Origin of the sequence: Ancylobacter dichloromethanicus, assembly GCF_018390645.1 — a bacterium.
GTDB lineage: Bacteria > Pseudomonadota > Alphaproteobacteria > Rhizobiales > Xanthobacteraceae > Ancylobacter > Ancylobacter dichloromethanicus.
On sequence record NZ_JAHBGC010000046.1, the window covers coordinates 85830 to 103618 of the forward strand.

11 protein-coding genes are annotated in these 17789 nt (G+C 67.9%); 7 read left to right on the top strand and 4 right to left on the bottom strand.

Annotated features, from left to right (window positions below; genetic code table 11):
- The first annotated feature begins 105 nt into the window (after nt 1–105).
- Together KHC23_RS19265 and KHC23_RS19270 are read left to right on the top strand one after the other, a co-directional pair.
- Nucleotides 106–2544 (top strand): penicillin-binding protein 1A, encoded by a 2439-nt coding sequence (locus KHC23_RS19265; RefSeq protein ID WP_213374808.1) that lies wholly within the window; start codon nt 106–108, stop codon nt 2542–2544.
- Between the two features lie 185 nt (nt 2545–2729).
- Nucleotides 2730–5969, top strand: coding sequence for an autotransporter family protein (locus KHC23_RS19270; protein ID WP_213374809.1), 3240 nt, complete (start codon nt 2730–2732; stop codon nt 5967–5969).
- 25 nt (nt 5970–5994) lie between these two features.
- Here the strand turns inward: KHC23_RS19270 and KHC23_RS19275 are convergent, their stop codons facing one another.
- Entirely contained in the window at nt 5995–6612 is a 618-nt protein-coding gene (locus KHC23_RS19275; RefSeq protein ID WP_213374811.1) for a glutathione S-transferase, read from the bottom strand.
- A 163-nt stretch (nt 6613–6775) separates the two neighbouring features.
- Here KHC23_RS19275 and prfB point away from each other — a divergent pair, with 163 nt between their 5' ends.
- Nucleotides 6776–7906 (top strand): peptide chain release factor 2, encoded by a 1131-nt coding sequence (gene prfB / locus KHC23_RS19280; RefSeq protein WP_213374813.1) that lies wholly within the window; start codon nt 6776–6778, stop codon nt 7904–7906.
- A gap of 34 nt (nt 7907–7940) precedes the next feature.
- On the opposite strand, the gene KHC23_RS19285 is transcribed toward prfB, so the two are convergent.
- Nucleotides 7941–8408, bottom strand: coding sequence for a peroxiredoxin (locus KHC23_RS19285; protein WP_213374815.1), 468 nt, complete (start codon nt 8406–8408; stop codon nt 7941–7943).
- Between the two features lie 178 nt (nt 8409–8586).
- On the opposite strand from KHC23_RS19285, the gene KHC23_RS19290 reads away from it, so the two are divergent.
- Nucleotides 8587–12177: a DUF3971 domain-containing protein gene (locus KHC23_RS19290; protein WP_213374817.1), complete on the top strand. Its 3591-nt coding sequence runs from the start codon at nt 8587–8589 to the stop codon at nt 12175–12177.
- Between the two features lie 150 nt (nt 12178–12327).
- On the opposite strand, the gene tyrS is transcribed toward KHC23_RS19290, so the two are convergent.
- Nucleotides 12328–13587, bottom strand: a complete 1260-nt coding sequence (tyrS, locus tag KHC23_RS19295) for a tyrosine--tRNA ligase (protein ID WP_213374819.1) — start codon at nt 13585–13587, stop codon at nt 12328–12330.
- Between the two features lie 151 nt (nt 13588–13738).
- Between tyrS and KHC23_RS19300 the strand changes: the two genes are divergently transcribed.
- Nucleotides 13739–14890, top strand: coding sequence for an anhydro-N-acetylmuramic acid kinase (locus KHC23_RS19300; protein ID WP_213374821.1), 1152 nt, complete (start codon nt 13739–13741; stop codon nt 14888–14890).
- A gap of 239 nt (nt 14891–15129) precedes the next feature.
- Nucleotides 15130–15501 (top strand): hypothetical protein, encoded by a 372-nt coding sequence (locus KHC23_RS19305; RefSeq protein WP_213374823.1) that lies wholly within the window; start codon nt 15130–15132, stop codon nt 15499–15501.
- Nucleotides 15502–15600: 99 nt separating this feature from the next.
- On the opposite strand, the gene KHC23_RS19310 is transcribed toward KHC23_RS19305, so the two are convergent.
- Nucleotides 15601–16266, bottom strand: a complete 666-nt coding sequence (locus tag KHC23_RS19310) for an alpha/beta hydrolase (protein WP_213374825.1) — start codon at nt 16264–16266, stop codon at nt 15601–15603.
- Between the two features lie 336 nt (nt 16267–16602).
- Here KHC23_RS19310 and KHC23_RS19315 point away from each other — a divergent pair, with 336 nt between their 5' ends.
- Entirely contained in the window at nt 16603–17772 is a 1170-nt protein-coding gene (locus KHC23_RS19315; RefSeq protein WP_213374827.1) for a cysteine desulfurase family protein, read from the top strand.
- Nucleotides 17773–17789 lie beyond the last annotated feature (17 nt).

The following is a 17789-nucleotide window of genomic DNA, read 5'->3' on the forward strand; positions in this document are numbered from 1 at the left end:
TAGGCCATAGTTGCCGCGCACACGCTGCCCTTTGGGCGACGACCACATCGGACTCGCATCGCGCCGGAGCGCGGTGGCGTCCTCAGCTTTTGGGGGCCTGGCCGAATGCGGCTGCTTCTGCGGTTCTTGGGTTTTATGTTCGCGCTCGGCACGATCCTCTTCGTGGTCGGCGGGGCGGCGGCTGGCTATTTCGCGTGGAAGTTCTCGCAGGAGTTGCCGGACTACAGCCAGTTGCAGAACTACGAGCCGCCGGTGATGACCCGCGTGCATGCCGCCGACGGCTCGCTGCTGGCTGAATATGCCCGTGAGCGCCGGCTCTATCTGCCGATCCAGAACATCCCGGACCTGGTGAAGGAAGCCTTCATCTCCGCCGAGGACAAGAATTTCTACACCCATGGCGGCATCGACATCACCGGCATCGGCCGTGCCGCCTATGCCTTCCTGCAGAATTACGGCTCCGGCCGCCGCCCGCAGGGCGCCTCCACCATCACCCAGCAGGTGGCGAAGAACTTCCTCCTGACCAATGAGGTCTCGATCGACCGCAAGGTGAAGGAGGCGCTGCTGGCGCTGCGCATGGAGCGCGCCTATTCCAAGGACAAGATCCTGGAGCTCTATCTCAACGAGATCTATCTCGGCATCGGCTCCTATGGCGTGGCCGCCGCCTCGCTGCTCTATTTCGACAAGTCGGTTTCCGAGCTGACCATCGCCGAGGCCGCCTATCTCGCCGCCCTGCCCAAGGGGCCGAACAATTATCACCCGTTCCGCCGCCACGACGCCGCCGTTGAACGCCGTAACTGGGTGATCGATCGCATGGCCGAGAACGGCTACATCACCCAGCAGCAGGCCGACGAGGCCAAGCGCACCGACCTCGCCGTCACCGTGCGTCCGACCGGCGCGCACATCTTCTCGGCTGAGTATTTCGCCGAGGAGGTGCGCCGCGAGATCTTCGAACGCTATGGCGAGGACAAGCTCTATGGCGGCGGCCTGTCGGTGCGCACCACGCTCAATCCCAAGCTCCAGGCCTATGCCAAGCAGGCCCTGCTCGACGGCCTGACCCGCTATGACGAGCGGCGCGGCTTCCGGGGACCGGTGACGCGCATCGAGACATCGGGCAATTGGGGCGCGCGCCTCGCCGATGTCCGCACCTTCACGGATATTCCATGGCGGCTCGCGGTCGTGCTCGATTCGGACGCCAAGGGCGCGCGGATCGGCCTGCAGCCGCAGCGCGACCGTTCGGGCGCGCTCAGCACCCAGCAGGAAATCGGCACGATCACCGCCGACGGCGCCAAATGGGCGATGCGCAACGCCAAGGCAGGTGTGGCCGGCGTGCTCAAGCCCGGCGACGTGGTCTATGTCGAGCCGATGCCGGACAAGCCGGACCAGTGGCGTCTGCGCCAGCAGCCGCAGATCGAGGGCGCGCTGGTGGCGATGGACCCGTCCACCGGCCGCGTGCTGGCGATGGCGGGCGGCTTCTCCTTCGACGAGAGCCAGTTCAACCGCGCCACCCAGGCCGAGCGCCAGCCGGGCTCGTCCTTCAAGCCCTATGTCTATGCGGCGGCGATCGACAACGGCTATACGCCGTCCAGTGTCGTCCTGGACGCGCCGTTCGAACTGGCCCAGCAGGGGCAGGCGACGTGGCGGCCGGAGAACTATTCCGGCAAGTTCTACGGCCCGCAGACCCTGCGCTTCGGCATCGAGCAGTCGCGCAACGTGATGACGGTGCGGCTCGCCAACGATCTCGGCATGCCGCTGATCGTCGAATACGCCAAGCGCTTCGGCGTCTCCGACAACCTGCTGCCGGTGCTCTCCATGTCGCTGGGCGCCGGCGAGACCACGGTGCTGCGGATGGCCGGCGGCTATTCCATGTTCGCCAATGGCGGCAAGCGCATCAAGCCGACGCTGATCGACCGCATTCAGGACCGCTACGGCAAGACCATCTATCGGCATGACGAGCGCGAGTGCCGCGGCTGCGACGCCGCCGCGTGGAGCGGCCAGAACGAGCCGGTTCTCATCGACCGGCGCGAGCAGGTGCTCGACCCGATGACCGCCTACCAGATCACCTCGATGCTGGAAGGCGTCGTGCAGCGGGGCACCGGCACCGCGCTGAAGGCGCTGGGCAAGCCGATCGCCGGCAAGACCGGCACCACCAACGAGGAAAAGGACGCCTGGTTCGTCGGCTACACACCGGAACTGGTGGTGGCGGTCTATCTCGGCTTCGACACGCCCAAGCCGATGGGCCGGGGCTCGACCGGCGGCCTGCTGGCGGCGCCGGTGGTGCGCGACTTCATGAAGTTGGCGCTCGCCGATCGCCCGGCCGTTCCCTTCCGCGTCCCGCCGGGGATCAAGCTCATCCGCATCAACCCGAAGTCCGGCCTGCGCGCCGGGCCGGGCGAGGCGTCGATCCTCGAAGCGTTCAAGCCCGGCACGGCGCCGCCGGACAGCTATTCGATCATCGGTGCCACCGATGCGGCGGGTAATCCGATTGGCATCAACCCCGACGCCGACCGCGCGGTGGGCGCCACCGGCACCGGCGGGTTGTACTGAGGCGCATTCGCACCAACCGGTCTGAATTTCAGTAGTGCGACCACATTTCTGCTGCCTTGTGCCTTGATGTGCCCGGCGGTAGCCCTTAACCTTGCCGCGTCTTGGGAAATTTTGGTCTCGGTCGTGGCCTCTGCCCGCTGCCTTGCAGTTGCGCAGTGCCGCAGTCGCATGCATGGGGGCAGGGCATGATGAACCGTTATCGGGGCGACGGGCGCTTCCATTTTCCAACGCGGCCTGCCGGACTGGCGTTGGCGCTCGCCCTGTTGCTGGCGACCCCAATCAGGGCGTCGGCCGACAGCGAGTGCGACAGCATCGACGCCTGCAATGCGAAGCTTCTCGAAAATTTCGGCAAGTTCCAGCACGACCAGGCGGGGCTCGACATCCTCGAGGAGAACCTAGCCACGGAAGAGCAAATCTATGCCTCTTCCAGCTATGCCGACAAGCAGCTGGCGGCCATTAACAGCCAGCTGCAGGGAAATGTCATTTACTACAACATCTGGAACATGGCGCGCCCCGACCTGAGCGTGCTGTTCAATGACGGCTCGCTTCTTTCGCCGGGAAACAATTTTCCCACCGGCTCCGCCTATCAGACCATTACCGAGCAGGCACTCGACCTGACGGGCGAGGTAGCCGGGAAGATGAAGAGCTACTTCGCCGATGATTCGGACCGCGCCAGCTACAGCGTCTACGGCGTTCTGCCGCAATATGCCGGCGAGACGGCGGGCGATCCGCGCCCCTTCGTGGTGTCGGAGGCGATCAACGGCAATCCCTGGACGGTGGAGCAGACCTCATCCCTCGCGGTGACCATCCAGCAGTCGGCCGAGGTGCCGGCCGGGTTCCAGTCGCAATATTGGGGCGAGTACGTCTCCAGCCCGGCCTTTCCGAGCGGCCATTCCACAGCCGGCAATACACTTGCCATCCTTACCGGAATCCTGGCGCCTGAGTACTACAAGGACTTCCTCATGGCCGGCATCGAGTTCGGCGTGAGTCGCAATGTCTTCGGCGTGCATTATCCGCTGGACGTTATCGGCGGACGGCTGATCGCGACCTATAATCTCGCCATGTGGCTCAACGGCACGGATTACGGCGTCGGTCCGGCCGACGTCGACGCCGCGAGCGCGTCGCTGCAGGCCTATATCGGCTCGGGCGGCGGGTCGCCTTATGCCGACGCCTGCCGGAACGACATTGTCGGCTGCATTCGCGCCGGTGCCATTCCCTCGTCCGAACAGTTCCGGGAGGCCCGCGACCTCTACACCTACTACATGACGTATGGTCTGCCGGACTTCTCCGACACCGGAGAGGCGCCGGTCGTACCCGAGGGCGCCGAGGTGCTCATCGCGACGCGCTTTCCCTATTTGAGCGACGCGCAGCGCCGCGAAGTGCTCGCAACCACCGAGATCGCCTCCGGCAGCGCCCTCGACAATGGGAGCGGCTGGGCCAGGCTGAACCTTTTCGCGGCGGCGGACGGCTTCGGCGCGCTCAATTGCGGCGGCGAGGGGGCGGATGGCTGCATCCAGGTGATCGAACTGGAGAGTTCGGCCGAAGGCTATGGCGCGTTCGACGTCTGGGCCAACGACATGACCGGCGATGGCGGGCTGGAACTGACGGGCGACGGCATCCTCGTTCTTGCCGGCGAGAGCAGCTATTCGGGGGGAACCAGTGTTCAGGGCGGTGCGCTGGCGGTCACCGGCAGCATCGTCGGCTCGGTCGAGGTCGCGCACGGCGCGCTTCTTTACAATGCGGGAACGATCGGCGCGGCGGAACTGGCCAATGAGGGGACGACGCTGAACGACGGGCTGATCGATGGCAGCGTCCTCAATGCCGGGTTCTTCGGCAACACAGGGCGGGTGACGGGCAGCGTCGAGAGCTCCGGCCTGCTGTTCGGGTCCGGCTCCATCGGCGGCGATCTCGTGGCGACGGCCGGCAGCGTGACCGCGCCGGGCGACTCGGTCGGCACCGTCGAGGTGGACGGTCATGTCGACTTCGCCGCTGGCGCGACCTATGAGGCGGAACTCGGGCAATACGCCGCTGACCTGATCGCGGCGGGCGGGTCGGCGCAGGTCGAGGGCGCGCGGCTCGACCTCGACGTCGCCGCCGGCACCATCCTCGGCCTGCGCCAATACGCGGTGCTGACGGCGGAAGGTGGCGTGAACGGCACCTTCGTGCTCGTGGACGATCCGCTCACGGCCTATCCCTTTCTCGACGTCAAGGTGGATTACGAGGACGACCGTGTCGTGGTCGAGACCACCCGCAGCGGCCTCGCCTTCGCCGCGCTGGCGAGCACGCCCAACCAGATCGCGGCGGCACGCAGCCTGGATACCGCGCCGCTGGAGAGCCCGCTGGGCGATGCGGTGCTGTCGCTCAATGCCGCGACGGCGCCGGCCGCCTTCGAGTCGCTGTCCGGGGCCACCGGTGCCTCGGCCAAGAGCGTCCTGCTCAATGACAGCGTCTTCCTGAGGTCGGCGGTGATCGACCGCCTCAGGGCCGCCGATTCATCGACCGCCGCGCCCGCCGGCATGGCCGTGGCCCCGTTGGCCTATGCCGCGCCGTCCGCGCCCCTGGCCGGCCTTCCGCTCAAGGCCGAGCCCGCCCCGCCGGTTGCCGCCGCGGCCTTGTGGGCGCAGGGCTTCGGCGCCTGGAGTTCTTACGACGGCAACGGCAATGCCCGCGCGCTCGACAGCAATACCGGCGGTTTCCTCATCGGCGGCGATACGCTGGTCGAGAACTGGCGTGTTGGCCTGCTCGGCGGCTACAGCTACACCAGCCTCGACAGCGACGCGGCGAGCGCCTCGGGAGACAGCGAAAACTGGCATGTCGGCGTCTACGCCGGCCGCTCCTGGGAGGCGCTCGCGCTGCGCACCGGCCTTGCCTATAGCTGGCACGCAATGGACCTTTCCCGTGCGGTCATCCTGCCGGGCTTCGCCAGTTCCGAAAGCGCCGACTACGACGCCGGCACCTTCCAGGCCTTCGGCGAACTGGCCTATGGCTTCGACATGGCCGCGGCCCGGCTGGAGCCCTTCGCCAATCTCGCCTATGTGCAGCTCCATACCGACGGCTATGGGGAAAGCGGCGGCGCGGCCGCGCTGCGGGTCGACGGTTCGACCACGCAGACAAGCTTCACCACGCTCGGCCTGCGCGTCGCCCTACCCCTCAGTGACGGCGCGACACGGGCGAGCCTCAACGGCACGCTCGGCTGGCGGCACGCCTTCGGCGATATCGTCCCGACACAGACCCAGTCGTTCCTGATCGGCGGGCTGCCTTTCACGGTGAGCGGGGTGCCGCTGGCGGAAGATGCGGCCGTGGTCGAGGCCGGCATCTCAGTGGCGCTGGCTCCCACGGCGCAGCTCAACGTCACCTATGGTGGCCAGTTCGGCGACGGCGTCATGCAGAATGGCGCGAACGCCGTGCTGAGCGTGCATTTCTGAGCGCGTTCACCGGCAATCCGCGCGCTCAGCCGTCATAGGGCGAGGCGCGGAACGCCTCCTGCGCCTCGGCTCGGGCGGTGAAGCGCGCCACGGACGGGAAGGCATCGGCCGGCATCACCTCGGGAATCATCCGGGTGGTGAAGGTCCAGGCGATGGCGGCGGTGATGTCCGCCTGCAGGATATCCCCGCCCAGCAGCCAGCCGTCCCGCTCGCCGATTTCTGCGTCGAGCAGGCGATAGGCGGCGAACAGTTGCTCGTGCACGCGGTCCAGCCAGGGCTGGTGACGCTTTTCCGGCGGCCGAAGCTGGTGTTCATAGACGATCTGCACCGACTTCTCGCAGGCTACGAGCGCCAGCCCGATGATGCGCTGCGCCCGCGCATGGTCCGCCGTCCCTGCCGGGTCGAGCGAGCGGCCGGCGCCGGCGAGCTTCGCCACATGCTGGAGGATGAGCGTCGAGTCCATCAGCACGAAGCCCTCATCGGTCACCAGCGTCGGCGCCTTCACCACCGGATTGATGCCGGCGAAGGTGTCGTAGTGGCGGAAGACGGAGACGGATTCGTGCGTGAACGGCAGGCCAAGTTGGTTCAGCGACACCGCGACGCGGCGAACATAGGGCGAATCGAGCATGCCGATGAGGCGCATCACCGTTTCTCCGTTGAAGGCGAGGGCATGGTAGGGCCCGATCCGCGCGCTGCATACCGCCCGCCGGGAACCGTCACCGGGTCTCTGCAAGGCAGGGCGTTTACACTGCCGGGCAACGCCTCTATTTTCCGCGGCCTTTAACGTCCCACCGAGAGTAGCCATCATGCGCGCCGAGCTCGCCGCGAGCGTCGACGAAATCCGCGAAGCCGCCCAGTTGCTGCGGCAGCACATCGATTTCGACCGTTCCAAGGCTCGCCTTGCCGAGCTGAACGCGCTCGCCGAGGACCCCAATCTGTGGAACGACCCCGAGCGCGCGCAGAAGCTGATGCAGGAGCGCGGCACGCTGGAGGATGGTCTCAGCGCGCTGGAACGCATCACCCGCGAACTGTCGGACAATGTCGAGCTGATCGAACTCGGGGAGGCCGAGGGCGACGCCTCCATCGTCGACGAGGCCGCCGCCGCGCTGGACCGGCTCAAGGCCGAGGTCGCCCGCCGCCAGCTGGAGGCGCTGCTTTCGGGCGAGGCGGATGCCAATGACAGCTATCTCGAAGTCCATGCCGGCGCCGGCGGCACCGACAGCCAGGACTGGGCCTTGATGCTGCTGCGCATGTATACGCGCTGGGCCGAGCGGCGCGGCTTCAAGGTCGAATTGGTGGACGAGCAGGCCGGCGAGACGGCGGGCCTGAAGTCAGCGACCATTCTGGTCAAGGGCCACAACGCCTATGGCTGGATGAAGACCGAGGCCGGCGTCCACCGCCTGGTCCGCATCTCTCCCTTCGATTCCAATGCCCGCCGCCAGACCTCCTTCGCCTCGGTGGACGTCTATCCTGTCATCGACGACCGCATCGTCGTCGACATCAAGGAAAGCGACCTTCGCATCGACACGATGCGCTCCGGCGGCGCCGGCGGCCAGCACGTCAACAAGACCGAATCGGCGGTGCGCTTCACCCATATTCCCACCGGCATCGCCGTGGTGGCGCAGGGCGACCGCTCCCAGCACAAGAACCGCGCCACGGCGTGGGAGATGCTGCGCGCCAAGCTCTATGAGATGGAGCTTAAGAAGCGCGAGGCGCAGGCCGCCGCCGACCAGGCCGCCAAGACCGATATCGGCTGGGGCCACCAGATCCGCTCCTATGTGCTCCAGCCCTACCAGCTGGTGAAGGACCTGCGCACCGGCGTCACCTCCGGCACGCCGCAGGAGGTGCTGGACGGCGATCTCGATCCCTTCATGGAAGCGGCGCTGGCACAGCGTGCCTATGGCGGCGGGCCGGCCAGCGTCGAGGATGTCGACTGACGCCCGGCCGTACGGGCCGGCCGGGCAACGACGATCACAGCGCCCGCGCGGCGGCGAGCACCTCGTCGGCATGGCCGGCGACCTTCACCTTCGGCCAGATGCGGGCGATCCGTCCGTCGCGGTCGATCAGGACGGTGGTGCGCTCGACGCCCATATATTTTCGGCCATACATGCTTTTCTCGACCCAGACGCCATAGGCTTCGAGCATGGCATGCGCCTCGTCGCCGGCGAGGTCGAAGGTCAGGCCCTGTTTCGAGCGGAACGCCGCCAGCGCCTTGTCCGGATCGGGGGAAATGCCGACGATCCGCGTGTCGGCGGCATCGAAATCGGCTTTCAACCGGTTGAAATCATGCGCCTCCAGCGTGCACCCTGAGGTGCCGGCCTTGGGGTAGAAAAAGAGTGCCAGCTTTCGACTCCGGCAGGCGGCGAGCGACAGGACATCGCCCGAATCGGTCGTCAAGGTGAAGTCGGGCGCGGGCGCTCCGGCGGCGATCTCGGTCATGTGCCTTCCTTTCGGCGTGTTTGGGGGTGATCGGCTGAACGGGAGGCCTTACCCGGGGGCGCGCCACGCTGGCCGTCCGCCGCGTGAAAGCAGGGTGTCAGCAAGCGCCGGGATAAGGTGTCGCCGCCTGTCTTTCACACAGGCATTATGGCTGAGCATGCAAGGATTCGTGCCGTAGATGAAAGAGCCGACGACGCCCGGGCCGGAGAAAGGCGGCAAGCGCCATGTGGGGCGCCACGTGAAGCGGCTTCGTGTCAGGCGGGCACGCCGGCTCTGCGCCGTGCCGGCCCGCCGGCGGCGCTGGCTGCGGTTCTGCGTCTGGTCGGGAAGTTCGGTCTTCGGGCTGGTCGCGGCGGCGGCGGCGATGGTCTATCTGCTGTTCAGCGCCGGCATCCTCACCGTGGACATGGCCCGCCCCTATGTCGAGAGCGCGCTGGAAGCGCGGCTGGGCGCCGGGCGCACGGTGCAGATCGGCGGCATCGTCGCTGACCGGGCGCCAAGCGGGGGCATCGTGCTGCACGCCGCCGATATCACGGTGCGCGATGCGGACGGGGACGTCATCGCCACGGCGCCACAGGCCGAGGTGGCGCTTCAGGACCGCTGGCTGCCCTGGCTGATGCAGCCCGAGCGGGTCGATCTCGTCGGCGTCCGCCTGAACGTGTTCATCGACGCGCAGGGGCAACTCGCCATCTCGGCCGACAGCGCCGCCGCGGACGGCACCGACCCGCATCCCAAGGCGCTCGCTACGGTGCCTGCGGCCGAGCTGGCGACGGATGCCGCGACGGTGCCCGAAGGGTCTGCGTCGCCGGACGGGGGGAGCGCGCCGGACGGGTCGCAGCCTTCCGACGCCGGCCAGCCGGCCGCGCCCTTCGGTCCGCTGCGACTGGCCAGCGTTGCCGCGCTGGCGCGCCAGCTCGACGAAGGCGGGCTCGACGGCGGCGTCCTGACCGAAATCGGCCTCAAGGAAGGCAAGGTCGTGATCCGCAACGAGGCCAGCGGCCGGCAGTGGACCTTCGACAATATCGACCTGTCGCTGTCGCGGCCGGTCGAAGGCGGCGTCACCTTCAACATCGCGGCGGGCGGCATGGACGGGCCGTGGTCGGCGCGTGCGACGGTCGGTGCGCTGGCGGAGGGGCGGCGCGACCTGGAACTGGAGGTGCGCGATCTCGCGCCCCGTGATCTGCTGATCGCGGCCGGCAAGGCCGGCGCCGACATCCTCGCCACTTCGCCGCTGTCGATCGATCTCGCGGCGACCATCGACGCGCGGGGAACCCTGCTCGCCACCACGGGGCGGCTGGCCGCCGGTGCCGGTGAGCTTCAGCTCGGCTCCGATGCCGACGGGCGGATGCTGGTCGACGAGGCGGCGCTCGCCTTTTCGCTCGATCCGGCGGGTCGGCTGATCAATCTCACTTCAGTCAGCGCCCAGGCCGGCCCGTTTGCCATGGATCTGGCCGGCGTGGTCCGCATGCCGGCGGACAGTGCCGGAAAATGGAGCCTGCACACGACGTCGGCGCGGGCGAGCTTCGCGGGCGGCGGCCCGTACCAGAACGAAGTTCCCCCCTTCGTCCTCGACGACATCGACCTTGCGCTCTCCTTCGATCCGGTGGCGCAGCGCGCCACTCTCGACCGCGGCGAACTGAAGGGGCCGCAGGGCGGCATCACGTTGGGCGGCGCCTTGCAACTCGCCGGGCCGGCGCCCGCTCTGTCGATGCAGGTATCGGCGACGCCGATGACCGCGACGTCGCTGATCCGGCTCTGGCCCGCCCTGGCGGCGCCGGCGCCGCGCAAATGGGTCTACGACCATCTGATCGCCGGCGACGTCAGCCATGCGGAAATCGCCTTCGACGCGCCGCTGGATTCCATCGGCAAGAAGAACCATCCGCTCGACGACGAGGCGCTGAGGATCAACATCACCGGCACGGGTGGACGCTTCGTTCCAGTTCCCGGCCTGCCACCGGTCATCGATGCCGATGTGGAGGTGAAGATCACCGGCCGGACCGCCCATGTCAGGGTGGCGAAGGCGGCGATGGAGACGCCCGGCAAGCGTCGCCTGGAGATCGGCGAGAGCATCTTCGACATTTCCGATACGGCGCCGCCCAAGCCGGAGGCGAAGGTGCGGGTGAAGGTAAATGGGGCGGCGGCGGCGGCCATCGAACTGGCCGCGATACCGCCGCTGCGCGGCCCGACCTTCGTGCCGGTCGAGCCGCAATCGGTGTCGGGCACCATCGCGGGCACCGCGCAGATCAGCGTCAAGCTGTCCGATAACATCCTGCCCTCCGATGTCGACTACGCCTTCGACGCCACGCTGGACGATTTCGGTGCCTCGAAGCTGGTCTTGAATCAGAATCTCGACGACGCCTCGGTGCGCGCCTTCGTCACCCAGGCGGCGACGGTGGCACGCGGCGAGGGCAAGTTCGGCGGCGCCCCGGCCAGCTTCGACTACAGCCGCCCGATCTCCGGCGACATGACCTTTGCGCTGGCGGCGTCGCTGGACGATACGGCGCGGCAGAAGCTCGGCTTCGAGTTGCCGGGCATGTCGGGCACGCTGGGGGTCAAGCTCAACGGCGTGGTTGGGGCCAAGGGCAAGACGGCCGATCTCGAACTCGACCTTGCCGGCGTGGAACTGTCGGACATGGTGCCGGGATGGAACAAGCCCATCGGCAAGCCGGCCCGGATGACCGCCAAGGCCAATCTGTCCGCCAACGGCACGCGGCTGGACAATCTGGTGGTGACCGGTCAGGGCGTGGACATCCGCGGCACGGTCGAGCTCGATTCCAAGGCCGCGCTGGTCAGCGCCAACCTGCCGACCTTCCAGCTTTCCGACGGCGACAAGGCCAGCGTGAAGCTCGACCATTCCGACGGCACCTACAATGTGACGGTGCGCGGCGAGGTCATCGAGGCGCGTGCCTTCCTCAAGCAGTTGAAGGACACGCCGCCGCCGGGCACCCAAACGCCGAAGCCGGCCGACCTCGATCTCGACGTCAAGCTGGGCGTCGTGGTCGGCAATAATGGCGAGACCGTACGCGAGGCGGCGCTTACGCTCTCGCGCCGCAATGGCGATATCCGGGCGTTTTCGCTCGCCGCGCTGGTCGGCCGCGACGGCGGAGTCACCGGCGATCTCAGGGCGCAGGGAAACGGCCGTCCGCAGCTGCGGGTGGCGACCAGCGACGCCGGCGCGCTGCTGCGCTTCATCGATCTCTACCCGAAGATCTATGGCGGCGACCTCTGGATCGATGTCGACGCCCCCTCGGGCGACGGCAGGCCGCAGAACGGCGTGGTCAACATGCGTGACTTCGTGATTCGCGGCGAGGCGGGGCTCGACCGGCTCATCGCCGCCGCGCCGCAGACCATGCGCGACGGGCGTCCGCAGCCGGGTTCCGCCATCTCCTTCCGCAAGCTGCAGGTCGGTTTCCAGCGCACCGCCCAGCAGCTCACATTGCGCGACGGCGCCATCTGGGGCCCGACGATCGGCTCCACCTTCGACGGAACGCTCGATCTCGCCAACGACCGCGTGTCGGTGCGCGGTACCTATGTGCCGGCCTATGGGCTGAACAATCTGTTCAGCCGCCTGCCGGTGCTCGGCTTCTTCCTCGGCGGCGGACCCAATGAGGGGCTGGTCGGGGTGACCTACGAGATTGTCGGCCCGGTGTCCGGCCCGACGCTGCGGGTCAATCCCATCTCGGCGGTGGCGCCGGGCTTCCTGCGCAAGATCTTCGAGTTCCGGCAGGCCCCCGACCCGACCCCGCCGGCGGTGGTGCCGACGCGGTAGGCGCGGCTATGGCCGGCAAAAGGTCGTCATGCTCCGGGCATCCACGACTTTGGCGGGCGGGAATGACGATGTGGATGGCCGGGACACGCCCGGCCATGACGTTGCCAAGGTAGTGATGTGGTCAAGGTAGCGGTCGCGTGGCCGCGACGCTCACACCGGCTTCAGCAGCACGTGCTTCTTCTTGCCGAGCGAGAGCTTGATGACGCCTTCGGGCGTGAGGTCGCGCTCGGTCAGCACCGCCTTCTCGTCGGTCACGGCGGCGTCGTTCACCTTCAGCCCGCCGCCCTTGACCTGGCGCCGCGCCTCGCCATTGGAGGCGACGAGGCCGCTCTTCTCGGCGAAGGCGGCGAGCACGCCGATGCCGGTCGCCAGCTCGCCCGCCGGCACCTCGACAGTCGGCAGGTCGGCGGCGATGCCACCTTCCTCGAACGTCTTGCGCGCCGTCTCGGCCGCCGCTTCCGCCGCGACGCGCCCGTGCAGAAGCGCGGTGATCTCGGTGGCTAGGAGCTTCTTCACCTCGTTGATCGCCGGCCCTTTCGCCTCCTGCGCGAGGCGGGCGATCTCGTCCATCGGCAGCGTGGTGTAGAGCTTGAGGAAGCGCTCGACATCGGCGTCCTCGGTGTTGCGCCAGTACTGCCAGAATTCATAGGGGCCGAGCATGTCGGCGTTCAGCCACACCGCGCCATTGACCGACTTGCCCATCTTGGCGCCGGAGGCGGTGGTGAGCAGCGGCGAGGTGAGCGCGTAAAGCTGCGGCGTGCCCATGCGGTGGCCGAGGTCGATGCCGTTGATGATGTTGCCCCACTGATCGGAGCCGCCCATCTGCAGCCGCACATCGTAGCGCCTGGACAGCTCGACGAAGTCGTAGGCCTGCAGGATCATGTAGTTGAATTCGAGGAAGGACAGCGACTGTTCGCGTTCCAGCCGGGTCTTCACGCTGTCGAAGGACAGCATGCGGTTGACCGAGAAGTGCCGGCCGACATCGCGCAGGAATTCCAGATAGTTGAGATCGCGCAGCCATTCGGCGTTGTTGATCATCAGCGCGCCGGCCGGGCCCTCGCCATAGCTGAGATAGTTGGCGAACACCCGCTTGATCGAGGTGATGTTGGCCTCGATCGTGTCCACCGTCATCAACTGACGCGCCTCATCCTTGAACGAGGGGTCGCCCACCATGCCGGTGCCGCCGCCCATCAGCGAGACCGCGCGGTGGCCGGTTTTTTGCAGCCAGTGCAGCATCATGATCTGGATGAGTCCGCCGGCATGCAGGCTCGGCGCGGTCGGGTCGAAGCCGATATAGGCGGTGACCGTTTCCTTCGCGAACAGATCGTCCAGGCCCTTTTCATCGGAGACCTGATGAATGAAGCCGCGCTCGCTGAGGGTGCGGAGGAAATCGGATTTGAACGTGCTCATCTCGGGCCTGCGGGCATCAACGCCATGTTAGGAACGGGCATATCAGTTTGGGTGTCGCGCACGCCCCGCCCGATAGGCGAAGGCGCGCGCGGCGGATGTACCAGTTTCGCGCGGCGAGCGCACCCCGGCCCGGCGCCGGCGAGGAGGAAGGATGCCCCGGCCCCTGAAGGCGATCGGCCTGATGAGCGGCACCTCGCTCGACGGGGTGGACGTGGCGCTGATCGAGACCGACGGCGAGAGCGTCGCCGCCTTCGGCCCGGCGCTCACCTTTGCCTATGGCGAGGACGACCGCGCGCTGTTCGTCGCGGCGCTGGAGGCGGCGCGCACGCTGACGGATCGCGACGCCCGCCCCGGCGCACTGGCCGCCGCCGAGGGCCGGCTGACGGAGCGCCATGCGCAGGCGCTGGCCGCGTTTTTCGAGCAGCATCCGGTACATAGAGACGTTTCCGTGATCGGCTTCCACGGCCAGACGGTGCTGCACCGGCCGGAGATTCGCCTGACCATTCAAATCGGCGACGGGCCGGGGCTGGCGCGGGCGGTGCGGGCGATGGTGCCGCCGCCGGGGCCGAACCTCGTCTACGACCTGCGTGCCGCCGATGTCGCGGCCGGCGGGCAGGGGGCGCCGCTGGTGCCGGTCTATCACCGGGCGCTGGCGCATGGGCTGTCGCTGGCGGGGCCCTTGCTGGTGCTCAATCTCGGCGGCGTCGCGAACATCACCTATATCGACGGCGAGGCCGACCCGATCGCCTGCGACACCGGCCCGGCCAATGCGCTGATCGACGACTTCATGCAGGCGCGAACCGGCATCCCACTGGACCGCGACGGCGCGGCGGCGGCGGCAGGGAGGGTCGACGAAGCGGCGCTGGCGCGGCTGCTGACGCACCCCTTCTTCGCCAGGCGCCCGCCCAAGTCGCTCGACCGCAACGATTTTCGCGAATGGGTCACGGAGCATGCAGGTCTCGACGGCATGAGCGTCGCCGACGGTGCGGCGACATTGACGGCGCTGACCGCCGCCTGTGTCGGGGCGGTGCTGCCGCATCTGCCGAAGCCGCCGCGCACGCTGATCGCGGCCGGCGGCGGGGCGCATAATCCGACGCTTCTGCGCTTCCTGCGCGCGCGGCTCGGTGTCGAGGTGATGACCGCCGATGCCGTCGGCTGGTCCACTGACGCGTTGGAAGCGCAGGCTTTCGGGTTCCTGGCGGTGCGCGCGCTGCGGGGATTGCCACTGAGCTTTCCAACCACCACCGGCGTGCCCCGCCCGATTACCGGCGGGGTCATCGAGCTGCCGCTCCCGGCTGCATGAGCGGCTGCATCGTCAAGCTGCAGAACCGCCGATGCTTGCAGCAAAGCTGAACATCAATTTCAGAAAAATTGAATTTAACGAAAGATTGTCGCAGTATTCCTGAAATGCATTGGTGCGATGCGAAATCGTATGATGCGGTGCACAATATTCCATGTAATTTGTGGGCTCCCGGAAGTCCGGCTCGCCAGGCAGGCAGCTTCCTCTTCAACACGCCTGGACAGAAACTTGGAGCCTTCGAGATGCGCAGCCTCAGCCGCGATATTCTGCCGCTTGCCGTCGCTGGCGGCCTCATTGCCGTCGCCGTCATCGCCCCCGTCCGCGCCGCCGACAAGGCCGCGGGCCTCAAGCCGGCCACTGCCCAGACCATCAATATCGGCTATGTGAATGGCGTTGCGTTCTATACCGCCCAGGAAGACGGCTATCATGTCGTCGCGACGCTGAGCGTCGCCGGCGGGGCGCCGATCCGTGTTGCCGCGACCCTCCAGCCCGAGCAGGCGGTCAGCTTCTCGGTGCCCGGCGCGGCCGACACGGCGCCGAGCGTGGTGCAGATCGCCCGCCGTGGCGACAGCCTCACGGTGACCAACCCGCCGCCGCGCCTTGTGCTCAACTGAGCCTCGACTCTTTCAGCACGCTAAAAGCCCGCACCACGTAAAAAAGCCCGGCGTTGCAGCGCCGGGCTTTTCGTTTGCGGCGGGTGAAAGGCCGCGGGTTCAGGCGGCGCTGGTGTTCTTGGCGGTCTCCGGCAGGCGCTTGTCGAGATAGGCGCCGACGACCTCCATCAGATCCTCGGTCTTGCCGTCGAAGAAATGGTTGGCGCCCGGCACGGTCTGCTGGTCGATGACGATGCCCTTCTGCGTCTTCAGCTTCTCCACCAGGCCGGTGACGGCGGAGAACGGCACCACCGCGTCCTTGTCGCCATGCACGAACAGGCCGGAGGACGGGCAGGGGGCGAGGAAGGAGAAGTCGTACAGATTGGCCGGCGCGGCGATGGAGATGAAGCCTTCCACCTCGGGGCGGCGCATCAGCAGCTGCATGCCGATCCAGGCGCCGAAGGAGAAGCCGGCGATCCAGCAGGCGCGCGCGTCCGGGTTGATCGACTGCGCCCAGTCGAGCGCGGCGGCGGCATCGGCGAGTTCGCCCTGGCCGTGGTCGAACGAGCCCTGCGAGCGGCCGACGCCGCGGAAATTGAAGCGCAGGGTCGAAAAGCCCCGGTTCACGAACTGGTAATAGAGGTTGTAGACCACCGGGTTGTTCATCGTGCCGCCGAACTGCGGGTGCGGGTGCAGGATGATGGCGATGGGCGCATGGCGCGTCTTGGCGGGCTGGTAGCGGCCTTCGAGCCGCCCCTTCTCGCCGGTGAAGATGACCTCGGGCATGAAGTGCGTGACCTTGAATGCGGCGGCGGGGAAGGCAACGCCTGTCCGGAGGGGCCGGAACCCGCGTCCAGCCTGCGTCCCGGGAGACGGCCTTACCGCATGCGCCTTGACGACCTAGGGTGGGAGCCCTAATTTATTAGAATAATTCTAATATTCGACGTCGGGTTGCAGTTTCGTCGCGTTCAATCTGCGCGGCAGGCAGCCCTTCGAAGAAGACGGGACGCCAAGCTATGCCGGACGCGACCTGAATTTGCAAGCTTTGAGCGCAAAAGGGCGGCAGACGGCGCGACGCATTCCTATATAGGAGACGGCTGCGTAACTTCGAGCCCCGAGACCATGAACCAACGCACCTATCTCGACCATAACGCCACCTCGCCGGTTCGCCCGGAGGCACGCGAAGCCCTGCTGGAGGCGCTGGACGCCACCGGCAACGGCTCGTCCGTGCATGGCGAGGGCCGCGCCTCGCGCGCCACCATCGACAAGGCGCGCGGGCGGGTGGCGGCGCTGGTCGGGGCGCCGGCCGGGGGGGTGATGTTCACCTCCTGCGGCACCGAGGCGGACACGCTGGCGCTGACCCCCGATTTCCACCGTGGCGAGACGCCGGTGACCTGCGACGTGCTGCTGGTGAGCGCGGTCGAACACGCCGCCGTGCTGCGCGGCCACCGCTTTCCGGCCGAACGGGTGGAAATCCTCCCCGTCGACGCCCGCGGGCGGGTGCGGCCGGACGGGCTCGACGCGGCGCTCGATCGTCACACCGCCGCCGGCCGCCGGGCGCTGGTCTCGGTGATGGTGGCCAATAACGAGACCGGCGTGCTCCAGCCGGTGGCGGAGGTGGCGCGCCGCGCCCATGCCCATGGCGCGCTGGTGCACAGCGATGCCGTGCAGGCGGCCGGGCGCATGGCGGTGTCGATGCCGGCGCTGGGCGTCGACCTGATGTCGATCTCCGCCCACAAGCTGGGCGGGGCGCCGGGGGCGGGGGCGCTGATCGTCGCCGACCCGGATCTGCGGCCCGCGCCGGTGTTCGCCGGCGGGGCGCAGGAGCGCGGCCGGCGCGCCGGCAGCGAGAACGTTCCCGCCATCGCCGCCTTCGGTGCGGCGGCGCTCGCCGCGGCCGCCGCTGTGGAAGTGGACGCCGCGCGCATCAATGGCTTGCGCGCGCGGCTTGAAGACGCTCTAAGGTGCGAGTTTCCCGAGCTTGTCCTGCTCGTGGGCGATGTCGACCGGCTGCCGAACACGTCGTGCCTCGCGCTGCCGGGCGTGCCGGCGGAAACCATCGTGATCGCCCTCGATCTCGCGGGCGTGGCGGTGAGCGCCGGGGCCGCCTGCTCGTCGGGCAAGGTCGCGGCCTCGCACGTGCTGGGCGCGATGGGCGTGCCCGAGCGCATCGCGCGCTCGGCGATCCGCCTGTCGTTCGGCTGGTCGAGCGGGGAAGAGGATGTCGACCGGGCGCTCGGCGTGTTCCGCCGGGTGTTGCCCGGTCTTGTGCGCCGCCGCGCGGCGGCGTGAGGAAGAAGGCCGCCTTC